Here is an 11,218-nt window from a genome sequence, read left to right as displayed (position 1 = left end):
TACATTTATACGCGTTCGTTTCAGATGATGACCAGCTTACGTCTCTTTGAGAATTCTCGATTTAATGAGTGAAGCCACTAATGTGATTGCTGAAGGTGAGGTGTTGCAGTTGATGAACTGTAACGATCCTGACACCACCGAAACCAGTTATATGCAGGTGATCTATTCGAAAACCGCGCGTTTGTTTGAATCTGCGACACAGATAGGGGCGATTCTCAACGAAGCGGACGCCGATACGGAAAAAGCCCTGCAAAACTATGGCCGTTACCTGGGGACCGCGTTCCAGCTCATTGATGATGTGATTGACTACACCAGTAAAGACGATGAGATGGGTAAGCAAACCGGTGATGACCTGGCTGAAGGCAAACCGACGCTGCCTTTGCTTCATGCGATGCAGCATGGCAGCGAAGTGGAATCGGCGATGATTCGCAACGCTATCGAAAAAGGAAATGGGCGCGATAAATTAGAGGCTATCTTAGCCTGTATGGACGCATGCGGCTCGCTCGCTTATACCCGTAAACGCGCTGAGCAAGAAGCAGAAAAAGCTATCCATGCCCTTGATAGCCTTTCTGATTCACCCTATAAACAAGCCTTGGTGGCGCTCGCCAAGTTAGCCGTTGACCGCAATACTTAGTCACCGAAGTACAGCATTATCGATATACTGCTTCATCGCAGCGTGATGTTCTTTGCGAGACCTCGCCATCGCGAAACTTGGTCAGCGGATAACCCAGTCATGACGTTATATTAGCCCTCAAGCGTCTACCCGCGTTTACAAAAAACGGCGCCCTCGTGGACGCCGTTTTTTCAGTTTCTAACGGTTATTTCGCGGCGAATTCTTCACCCATTTGGATATCGTTACGCAGGGTTTCTAACATCTTGTCCATCGCTTGCTGCTCGTAAGCGCTAAGCTCACCGATGTCTAAAATTGATTCGATGCCGTTTTTACCTAATTGTACAGGTTGAGCGAAAAAGCGTGCGTGCTCGCCGCTGCCTTCAACGTAAGCACATTCCACCACATTGGATTCGCCTTGCAGTGCACGCACCAAAGACAGGCCAAAGCGACATGCAGCTTGTCCCATTGACAGCGTTGCTGAGCCGCCACCCGCTTTCGCTTCCACCACTTCTGTTCCCGCATTTTGAATGCGTGGGGTCAGTGATTCTACGTCTTCTTGACTAAAGGTCACCCCTTTAACTTGCGACAATAGAGGTAAGATCGTCACGCCTGAATGCCCTCCCACAACAGGGATAGAAACGTCACGCGGATCCATCCCTTTCAGCTCACCGATGAAGGCTTCAGAGCGAATAACATCTAGCGTAGTGATACCAAACAGTTTGTTTTTGTCATAAACGCCTTTGGCTTTTAATACGTCAGCCGCAATGGCCACCGTGGTATTCACTGGGTTAGTAATGATACCCACACAGGCTGTCGGGCATACGTCGGCAATTTTTTCCGCCAGTGACTTCACAATGCCAGCATTGACGTTGAACAGATCAGAGCGATCCATCCCCGGTTTACGCGCGACTCCTGCCGAGATCAGCACCACATCCGCACCTTCTAGTGCCGGGGTAGGATCTTCGCCACTGTAACCTTTAATCGTTACCGGGGTCGGAATGTGGCTCAAGTCGACGGCAACACCCGGTGTCACGGGTGCGATATCATATAGCGCCAAGTCGGAACCGGCGGGTAAGTTGTTTTTAAGTAGTAGGGCTAAGGCTTGACCAATGCCTCCCGCGGCGCCAATCACAGCAACTTTCATGTCGTTCTCCTTTCGATATTTCTTATAGTCCGGATCCGGTCCGGCTTCTGTTCGGGCACAAATCGCCCATCAATGGTACGAAGTGTTGTCTCATCATATGCCTGGGTATACCCCCACTCAAGCGTCAAGCAGTGATGATCAGCCGAAGCTCTCATTTTTTCGCTCACCACCTAAACAGGTGCGCCTTCAAGGCATTGTCGAGACGCAGCAACAGTGACATTGTCGCCATTTTACGCGCGCAATGATTGCCCTCTATTGCATGTATATGCAAAATAGCCACTCGTTTGTTATTGCGAGTCAGCCGTCATGCGTAACTCAGAAAAACAAGACCTATTGGTTCGAGCGTTTAAAGCGATCCTTAAAGAAGAAAAGTTCAGTTCTCAGGGCGAGATTGTCGAAGCCTTACGTGCTCAGGGATTTGAGGGTATCAACCAGTCGAAAGTGTCGCGCATGTTGACCAAATTCGGCGCGGTACGTACCCGTAACGCTAAAATGGAAATGGTCTACTGCTTGCCCATCGAACTCGGCGTGCCAACGACAGGTAGCGCGTTGCGTGAATTGGTGATGGAAATCGACTACAACGAAGCCGTTGTGGTGATTCATACTGGCCCTGGCGCTGCCCAATTGATTGCACGTCTCCTTGACTCCCTCGGTAAAGCCGAAGGGATTTTGGGCGCGGTGGCCGGCGACGACACCATTTTTATTACCCCGACACGAGGTACAACCACAGAAGCGCTTTTCGAAGCAGTATGTGACTTGTTCGAATATTATTACTGATCCATCTATCAGGCAGCGTCACGCCGCTGCCTGTCTGCCTTGTCTCACATTTGAAGCACCCTCCCCGAGACAAAAGCGATAACATCTTTTTAATTTTTCCATATCGCTCTGTTACTATCTGCTTTTAACTGCCAACACACTGCCCACGCTTCATTGAGGGTCAATGATGCGAGGAGTTTCACAGTGGGCTGCAGACTGGCCTCACCATCAACGCGAAACAGGCCATGTATGCTTTTCTCGGGACACTGCAGCCGCATCAGCGGTGCACATGATAATAAGGACAAACTGCATGACGAAGACACATCAATCGTCTCCTGATGTGCAAGACATGGTGGCGCAAGCAGATACGGGTGCGCGCTCACCGAATGGACTATCAGGACGTATTCTTTGGCTGGTACCACTTTTTTGGTCCCTTTTTCAGCTTTGGTATGCGTCGCCGCTACCTTTTGCACTCGATTTTGGCGTACTGAATAACACAGAAGCTCGCTCACTCCACTTAGCGTTCGCGATGTTTTTGGCCTATACCGCCTACCCCGCGCGTAAAACGTCACCTCGCGACCGTGTCCCCCTTTTAGATTGGATTTTCGCCCTTACCGGCAGCCTGGCCGCTGGCTATTTGTTTCTGTTTTACAATCAACTCGCCGATCGCGCAGGCGCCTATACTTCCTTTGATATTACCGTTGCTGCCATCGGTATGGTGTTAATGTTAGAGGCAACACGCCGCGCATTGGGGCCACCTTTGATGGTGGTTGCCGCCGTTTTCCTGCTCTATACATTTGCCGGCCCGCACATGCCGGACGTGATTGCCCACAAAGGGGCCAGCCTCAACAAGGCAATGTCACATCTATGGCTGACCACCGAAGGGGTGTTCGGGGTTGCATTGGGCGTCTCTACCTCCTTTGTTTTCTTGTTTGTGCTCTTTGGTGCCCTACTCGATCGTGCGGGCGCTGGGGGCTATTTCATCAAGGTGGCGTTCTCTTTACTGGGCCATATGCGCGGCGGCCCTGCCAAAGCAGCGGTGGTCGCATCGGGACTGTCTGGGCTTGTGTCAGGTTCATCCATTGCCAACGTAGTAACGACAGGCACCTTTACCATTCCACTGATGAAGCGGGTGGGTTTCCCTAGCCACAAAGCAGGGGCAGTCGAAGTGGCCGCGTCCACAAACGGCCAGCTTACGCCGCCGATCATGGGGGCGGCGGCGTTCTTGATGGTGGAATACGTCGGTATTTCTTATGTCGAGGTGATTAAAGCGGCCCTACTTCCTGCACTTATCTCTTATATTGCGCTGATTTACATCGTCCATTTAGAAGCCTGTAAAGCGGGCATGGAAGGCTTACCGCGCCGTCATACGAGTACAGCATTGCAAAAGCTGTTTTCCTTTATGACCGTGTTTGTCGGGCTATTAGTGCTCAGCGCAGCGGTTTATTATGGTATCGGCTGGACCAAAGACGTCTTTGGCGCATGGCGACCGTGGTGATCGGTACATTGACCCTGATCGCGTATATTCTTCTGGTGCGCTATTCGGCCCGCTACAAGTCGCAAGCGGCCGAGGATCCAGCGGCGACAGATCTGTCTGAGGTGCCAGAGCCAGGTCCCACTGTCCGTTCTGGTTTGTATTATTTGCTCCCGATCGGCGTTCTTGTTTGGTGCCTCACTGTCGAGCGTTTTTCGCCTGGTCTATCGGCGTTCTGGGCCACTCTCTTTATGATTTTTATCATTCTGACTCAGCGTCCACTGATCGCTTACTTTAACCAACGCACCAACTTTAAAGAAGAAATCCGAGAAGGGGGCGTTGATCTGCTCGAAGCCTTTGTCACTGGCGCACGCAATATGATCGGGATAGGTGTCGCGACCGCAGCCGCTGGGATTGTGGTCGGCACCGTAACCCTAACCGGTATTGGCTTGGTGATGACCGATTTTGTCGAGCTTATCTCTGGCGGTAATATCTTCTTGATGTTGCTCTTTACCGCCGTGATCAGTTTGCTCTTAGGGATGGGGCTCCCCACCACGGCAAACTATATTGTGGTTTCGACACTGATGGCGCCAGTAATCGTCACACTAGGCGCGCAACAGGCTTAATCATTCCGCTGATCGCCGTGCATCTTTTTGTGTTCTACTTCGGTATTCTCGCCGATGACACGCCACCGGTCGGTCTCGCGGCATTCGCCGCTGCCGCCATTGCTAAATCAGATCCAATTCGTACCGGTGTACAAGGCTTTACGTACGATATTCGTACCGCTATCTTGCCTTTCATGTTTATCTTCAACACCCAGTTGTTGTTGCTCGATCTCGACGGCCCTTTTCATCTGATATTAACGATCATCTCTGCCACGATCGCGATGCTGGCTTTCTCTGCAGCGACCCAAGGATGGTGGATGACCAGAAATAAATGGTGGGAAACCGTGTTGCTGTTGCTTATCACCTTCTCGCTATTCCGTCCCGGCTTTTGGTGGGATGAAATCTATCCACCAACCACCAGCTATCCAGGAGCGGAAATCACACGCGTTGCTGAGCAGCTGCCAGAAGGAAAACCGCTCCAACTTGAAGTCGAAGGTGAAAACTTTTTTGGTGAGCAGATATCTAAACATGTGGAGCTCCCCATTGATCACCGCTTAGAAGGCGGTAAGGCACGTGTAAGCGATACGGGTCTCATACTGCGTGAGGAAAACAACACGTTACTGGTTGATAGAGTCCAATTTGGCAGCGATGCCGATAAGGCGGGGATCGACTTTGATTGGCAAATCAAAACCGTCACAGTGGATAACATCCGCCCATGGAAAGAGTGGGTCTTTGTGCCGACACTATTACTCTTGGCCTTACTGGGATGGAATCAACGCCGTCGCATCCGCCAAGCCTAATGACAGGGGCACGTGCTAGGCGCGTGCCCTTTCTTTTTTGATTGAAAAGGATATCGCTATGTATAAACACATTCTGGTTCCCGTCGATTTAAATGATGAGAGCTTTGCGGATAAGGCAGTGGACCACGCCGCATGGCTGGCCAGTCAATCCGGCGCAAAACTCCACCTATTGACGGTACTGCCAGGAATTCATAACTCTATGGTTGCCTCTTATTTTCCTGAAGAAGCCGCCAATAAGATGAAACGCGATATGAAACGCAACCTGCAAGGGTTTGCGGATAAGTACGTTCCGAAAAGTGTTGCCTGCCAGGTGTCGGTAGAAGAAGGAAAGCCTTACAAAGGGATCATCAAAACCGCCGAGCGCTTAGGGTGCGACTTGATCGTGATGCCAAGCCATAAGCGTTCTCGCGTCAATAAAATGATGTTAGGGTCGGTGGCCGCAAAGGTGCTTGAAGGCGCCACCATGCATGTGTTGGTACTCAAGCCGTAGTGGCGTGTCTGCCTAGACGTTCAGGCTCTCTCCAAATCAGTAAAGCAAAGGTTCAGGTCTCGCCTGAACCTGGTTAGCTATTCCTTCTCGCGCGCGCGTTGATCATAGCCCCAGCGCGGCACCAAGGTGTGTGCTGCCCCTAAATGATCAAGAATACGCGCCACCATAAAATCAACCAGATCGTCGATAGATTGTGGCTGATGATAAAACCCAGGTGCAGCGGGCATAATGGTCACGCCCATCTGCGATAGTTTGTGCATGTTTTCTAAATGCAGGGTTGAAAACGGCGTCTCACGCACGACCAAGAGCAATTGTCCACGCTCTTTAAGCACCACATCCGCCGCCCGTTCAATCAAGTTATCGGAAAGTCCATGGGCAATCGACGACAAGGAACCGGCCGAGCAGGGGCAAACAACCATTTGTTTCGGCGCTGCCGAACCGGATGCCACGGGCGAAAACCAGTCTTCTTTACCACAAACCACTAGCTTATCGCTGTCGCATTGTAAATGATCGGCTAAGATTTTCTGCGCTGCCAGAGGGCCCGAGGGCAGTTTCAAACCATGCTCGGTGGCGAGTACCACACGGGCGGCCGAGGAGATCAGCAAAAAAACCTGATAATCTTGCGCCAACAAGCATTCCAGTAAACGCAGTCCGTAGGGAGCTCCCGACGCGCCCGTCCATGCCAATGTAATACGCTTATCCGCCATGTTGTTCTCCTTTGTGACTCAACGCACTCAGCAATTTGTCGTGAATACCACCAAAACCACCATTGCTCATGATCAACACGGTATCGCCCGGTTGAGTTTGCTCCACCAGCATGGTGACGAGCGTACTCATATCAGTGTTAATGTGCGCAGGCTGAGTACATTGTTCCGCCACCGCCTCAAGTGACCAATCGAGCCCTTGAGGCTGAAACAAAAACACACTGTCTGCAGTCGCTAACGACGCTGCGAGCGTATTTTTATGGACCCCTTGTTTCATGGTGTTCGAGCGCGGTTCTAAAACCGCCAAAATGCGCCCCGAGCCGACTTTGGCACGCAAGCCCTCTAAGGTCAGTCGAATGGCGGTTGGGTGATGAGCAAAATCGTCATATACCGTCACTCCCGCTTGTTCACCGCGCCATTCTAACCGACGCTTGGTGTTAATGAACCGGCTAAGCGCCTGGCAAGCCAGTGACGGCACTACCCCCACGTGCCGGGCTGCAGCAATAGCCATCAAGGCGTTATGGATATTGTGCTCACCCACTAGCGGCCACTGCACACTGCCCACGGCTTCCCCCTCGAATATAACATCGAAGTGACTGCCAGCAGGATCGTGTTTGACCGTCTGCCATTGCCCCTCGGGGCCGGTATACATGCACTCACTCCAACACCCCATCGCAAGCGTTTCCGACACATTGGGGTCATCGGACGGGGCGATAATCTGCCCAATGCCCGGCACGGTCCGTATCACATGGTGGAATTGCTTTTGGATCGCCGCGAGATTATCGAAGATATCGGCATGATCGAATTCCAGGTTATTGATCACCAAGGTACGTGGTTGGTAGTGAATAAACTTAGAGCGCTTATCAAAAAATGCGCTGTCGTATTCATCGGCTTCGACCACAAAAAACGGGCTGCCTCCTAATCGCGCCGACGCATTAAAATTGCTGGCTACCCCACCGATCAAAAACCCAGGTTGATAACCACAATCTTCTAAAATCCAGGCCAGCATACTGGCGGTAGTGGTTTTTCCGTGAGTCCCTGAGACCGCTAACACCCAGCGGTCTTGGAGTAAAAAATCATGCAGCCATTGCGGCCCAGAGGTGTAGGGCAAACCTTGATTGAGCACGGCTTCAACACAGGGATTACCACGGCTCATGGCATTGCCAATCACCACTAAATCTGGCTTAGGCACAAGCTGAGCAGGATCATAGCCTTCAATGATAGTGATCCCTTGCGATTCGAGTAAGGTGCTCATCGGGGGATAAACCTGGCTGTCTGAGCCTGTCACTTTATGCCCCAATTGTTTTGCCAGCATAGCGGCGCCACCCATAAAGGTACCGCAGATGCCTAAAATATGAATATGCATAGCCTTCACTGTCTTGTTGATTATCCAGCCGTTGGGCGCGGGCCGTTATTATGCCTTGGATTAACGCTTGGGTCTTATCGCTTGCGCGCATATGACATGGTTTTTTATGTCGCGATCACACTTCCCTGGCCTCATCCATTTCTTCAGTACGATTAAAAAGTCACGAGCGCTAGAATGACAACGATTTCAAGAGGCAGACCACTGCCCACTTAGATTCCATTGGATTAGAAAGACAGTTCATCATCACTAAGGATTGAGAATGCCCGACATTAAGACCCTCGGCGAGTATATTGTTGAGAAGCAACACGCGTTCCCGCATGCCAGCGGCGACTTATCTTCTCTGCTTGCCTCTATTCGTCTCGCCGCCAAAATTGTCAACCGTGAGATCAACAAAGCGGGCTTGGTCGACATCGCCGGCGCTATCGGCACAGAAAACGCACAAGGTGAAGAACAACAAAAGCTCGACGTTTACGCTAACGAAAAGTTTAAGGCCGCGATGGAGGCTCGTGACCACGTCTGCGGTGTCGCGAGTGAGGAAGAAGATGAGGCAGTCATCTTCAACAAACAGCTGAATCGTAACGCCAAATATGTGGTCCTGATTGACCCACTCGATGGTTCTTCCAATATCGATGTCAATGTCTCAGTGGGCACTATTTTCTCCATTTATCACCGGGTTTCACCGGTCGGCACACCGCCAACCGAAGAAGACTTCCTCCAACCGGGTCATCGCCAAGTGGCCGCGGGCTACATTATTTACGGCTCATCGACCATGCTGGTTTACACCACGGGTGATGGCGTACATGGCTTTACCTATGACCCATCGCTAGGCCTGTTTTGCCTCTCCCACGAAAATATGACCGTTCCTAAAGAGGGCACTATTTACTCGATTAACGAAGGCAACTACATCAAGTTCCCGCAGGGCGTCAAAAAATACATCAAATACTGTCAAGAAAACGTCCCTCATGAGAAACGCCCATATACGTCACGCTACATTGGCTCCTTGGTGGCGGACTTTCACCGTAACCTGTTAAAAGGTGGCATTTACTTGTACCCCAGCACACTGGCTTACCCAAACGGTAAATTGCGGTTGCTGTATGAGTGCAACCCGATGGCGTTTATTATCGAGCAGGCTGGCGGCAAAGCCACGGATGGGGTTCAGCGAGTGATGGACATTGAGCCCAAAGAGCTTCATCAGCGCGTTCCTTTCTTTGTCGGCTCTAGCAATATGGTGGATAAGGTCGGCGAATACCTGGAAATTTACCCCGACCATGACGACAGTTAGCGCGTATCGGCAGAAAGAATGCTGCGCTTTATCGTGATAACAGAGGCGACCTGATCGGTCGCCTCTGTTATTTTCACGCTTGGCGGTTATAATTGGCACACACTGTTTGATTTAACGAAAGGACATCCCATGAGCCTGAACCAGGTCCCTGCGGGCAAAGAGCTGCCTGAAGATATTTATGTGGTAATTGAGATCCCAGCGAATGCTGATCCAATCAAGTACGAAGTGGACAAAGATAGCGGTGCGGTATTCGTCGATCGCTTTATGTCTACCCCGATGTTTTACCCATGTAACTATGGCTATGTAAACCATACCTTGTCACTCGATGGTGACCCGGTAGACGTACTGGTACCAACTCCCTTTCCTCTCGTACCCGGCTCAGTGATCCGCTGCCGTCCAGTGGGTGTGCTAAAAATGACCGACGAATCCGGTGAAGATGCCAAGGTTGTCGCCGTCCCACACAGCAAGCTGACCAAAGAGTACGATCACGTGAAAGACGTAAACGACTTGCCTGAACTACTGAAAGCACAAATCACGCACTTCTTCGAGCGCTACAAAGAGCTGGAAGCAGGCAAGTGGGTCAAAGTCGATGGCTGGGCCGATGCGCAAGCCGCAAAGGACGAAATCCTGTCTTCTTTTGAGCGCGCAAAACAGTAAGCGAATATCTCTTTGTCATTAGTAATTGTGTATGATGACATTGAAGAGCGTGTTAGCGGCTAAAGCCGTACCGAAGGGTGGTATTCCACCCTTCAGTTTTTCACCCCCCCCCCTAATATGAATAGATACTCGCCCCACTCTTGCCGCCGGCTTGCCATTAATCATCACTCCAGCGCTGGCGCTGGTCACTGCGGTGGGCGGAAAACATCCGTGCCCACCCGGCGATATCCCAAGTCTTACTGCGCCTGCCATATCGCCTCCTTAGCGTGTAATCACCATACGTCCATCAATGATGGAGAAGAATGGATCGAGACTAGTGATTGAGTCTAATTCATCCGAGCCGTATCTTACTGGAGACATGCCTCGTTGATCCTCTAATCTCACTAAACGTCCATCCATAAGGCTCTTCACTGAGTATTCATGCCATTCACGTCTTGGTTCGGCTCGAACATCCGAAGCCCGTTCAAAATCTCCGGGTAAATCCATCACATCAAAAAATTCATCCGGCTCGGTCATATAGGCTTCTGCTTTCGCTTTTTCTCGATTCGAGAGTGACCACGCCATTTTTAAGCCTTCAAAGTCTCGCTTTTGAAGCAAAGTGAGAAGGTGGGTATACGCGCGATACAGCATTTTCATATGCTTAGGGTTGTTTTCATCAAACGGGGTGGCATCCACCCAGCGCCAGCGGGGTATCGTCTTTATATGGATGGGGCGTGCAAATTCTGTCAAGTAGCCGCGCACACTACCGTCAACATTGACCAAAGGGGTTTGGTACTTCGCCGGATAGGTGGTCGAGTCTTTAATCGTCGGCTGGTCGTCTTCCACCGTAACGGTCAGGTTGGACATCTCTTTTTTGGTGCCATCCGAGAAAGCGCCATACAAGGTGACTTGACAGGTATCACCCGCGCGGTAGGTAAAGTCATCGTCGTAAACACCCGACGGTGCCACGGCAAGCTCTAGCTGGTTTTTTCCGGGCTGTAAATACGCGGTGGCGTTAAATCCCGATGAAAAGGTGGCAGCCCTCGCGTTTAGGTTGTCAATGGCATCTATGTTATTAATCACGCCAAAGCAATACATGGTTTGTGAGCTGATATTGGCGGTGTATAACACAGGGGGGTTCTCGCCCTCTTGCTCTATCTCAATATCAACGGTCGACACCTGCTCTCTCGCTTGCCTCATTTGTTTATCTCCAAAACATCCTGCTAATAAAATGACAGTTACAATTAAGGTGATGGCTCTCATATTATCCTCTGCTAGTCGCCACCGAATAAGGTGGTTCGATACGGGGAGTCGTCCGCACGTAATGGCTCAACCCATTCCCATTCTT

General features: G+C 51.0%; 8 protein-coding genes and 2 pseudogenes. 6 read left to right on the top strand and 4 right to left on the bottom strand.

From position 1 onward, the window contains the following. Positions 1 to 634, top strand: a pseudogene (locus DZ54_RS20635) (polyprenyl synthetase family protein); the annotation flags it as partial. Between the two features lie 184 nt (positions 635 to 818). On the opposite strand, the gene mdh reads toward DZ54_RS20635, so the two are convergent. After that, positions 819 to 1,757, bottom strand: coding sequence for a malate dehydrogenase (gene mdh / locus DZ54_RS0109850; protein ID WP_025673948.1), 939 nt, complete (start codon positions 1,755 to 1,757; stop codon positions 819 to 821). A 306-nt stretch (positions 1,758 to 2,063) separates the two neighbouring features. Here mdh and argR point away from each other — a divergent pair, with 306 nt between their 5' ends. From argR to DZ54_RS0109835, 3 genes and pseudogenes are all read left to right on the top strand, one after another. Then, a complete protein-coding gene (argR, locus tag DZ54_RS0109845) occupies positions 2,064 to 2,534 on the top strand; it encodes a transcriptional regulator ArgR (RefSeq protein WP_025673947.1) in 471 nt (156 codons plus the stop codon). Positions 2,535 to 2,823: 289 nt separating this feature from the next. Continuing rightward, positions 2,824 to 5,392, top strand: a pseudogene (locus DZ54_RS20630) (TRAP transporter permease). A gap of 58 nt (positions 5,393 to 5,450) precedes the next feature. Continuing rightward, positions 5,451 to 5,882 carry a universal stress protein gene (locus tag DZ54_RS0109835; protein ID WP_025673946.1) on the top strand — a complete coding sequence of 144 codons (432 nt, stop codon included), beginning with the start codon at positions 5,451 to 5,453 and terminating at the stop codon, positions 5,880 to 5,882. Positions 5,883 to 5,959: 77 nt separating this feature from the next. Here DZ54_RS0109835 and DZ54_RS0109830 read toward each other — a convergent pair whose 3' ends face one another. Continuing rightward, positions 5,960 to 6,589 carry a flavin prenyltransferase UbiX gene (locus tag DZ54_RS0109830; RefSeq protein ID WP_025673945.1) on the bottom strand — a complete coding sequence of 210 codons (630 nt, stop codon included), beginning with the start codon at positions 6,587 to 6,589 and terminating at the stop codon, positions 5,960 to 5,962. Continuing rightward, positions 6,579 to 7,952, bottom strand: coding sequence for a UDP-N-acetylmuramate:L-alanyl-gamma-D-glutamyl-meso-diaminopimelate ligase (mpl, locus tag DZ54_RS0109825; protein WP_025673944.1), 1,374 nt, complete (start codon positions 7,950 to 7,952; stop codon positions 6,579 to 6,581). Before mpl ends, DZ54_RS0109830 begins: the two co-directional genes overlap by 11 nt. A gap of 259 nt (positions 7,953 to 8,211) precedes the next feature. Here mpl and fbp point away from each other — a divergent pair, with 259 nt between their 5' ends. Both fbp and ppa read left to right on the top strand, forming a co-directional pair. Beyond that, complete coding sequence (fbp, locus tag DZ54_RS0109820) at positions 8,212 to 9,234, top strand: class 1 fructose-bisphosphatase (protein WP_025673943.1); 1,023 nt, start codon at positions 8,212 to 8,214, stop codon at positions 9,232 to 9,234. A 129-nt stretch (positions 9,235 to 9,363) separates the two neighbouring features. Beyond that, positions 9,364 to 9,891 (top strand): inorganic diphosphatase, encoded by a 528-nt coding sequence (gene ppa / locus DZ54_RS0109815; protein WP_025673942.1) that lies wholly within the window; start codon positions 9,364 to 9,366, stop codon positions 9,889 to 9,891. Positions 9,892 to 10,152: 261 nt separating this feature from the next. Here ppa and DZ54_RS0109805 read toward each other — a convergent pair whose 3' ends face one another. Next, positions 10,153 to 10,941 carry a hypothetical protein gene (locus DZ54_RS0109805; RefSeq protein WP_025673940.1) on the bottom strand — a complete coding sequence of 263 codons (789 nt, stop codon included), beginning with the start codon at positions 10,939 to 10,941 and terminating at the stop codon, positions 10,153 to 10,155. Between the last annotated feature and the right edge of the window lie 277 nt (positions 10,942 to 11,218).

Origin of the sequence: Salinivibrio socompensis S35, assembly GCF_000513715.1 — a bacterium.
Classification (GTDB): Bacteria; Pseudomonadota; Gammaproteobacteria; order Enterobacterales; family Vibrionaceae; genus Salinivibrio; species Salinivibrio socompensis.
Note: the sequence above shows the minus strand (reverse complement) of the source record. Positions and strands in the feature narration are given on the sequence as shown.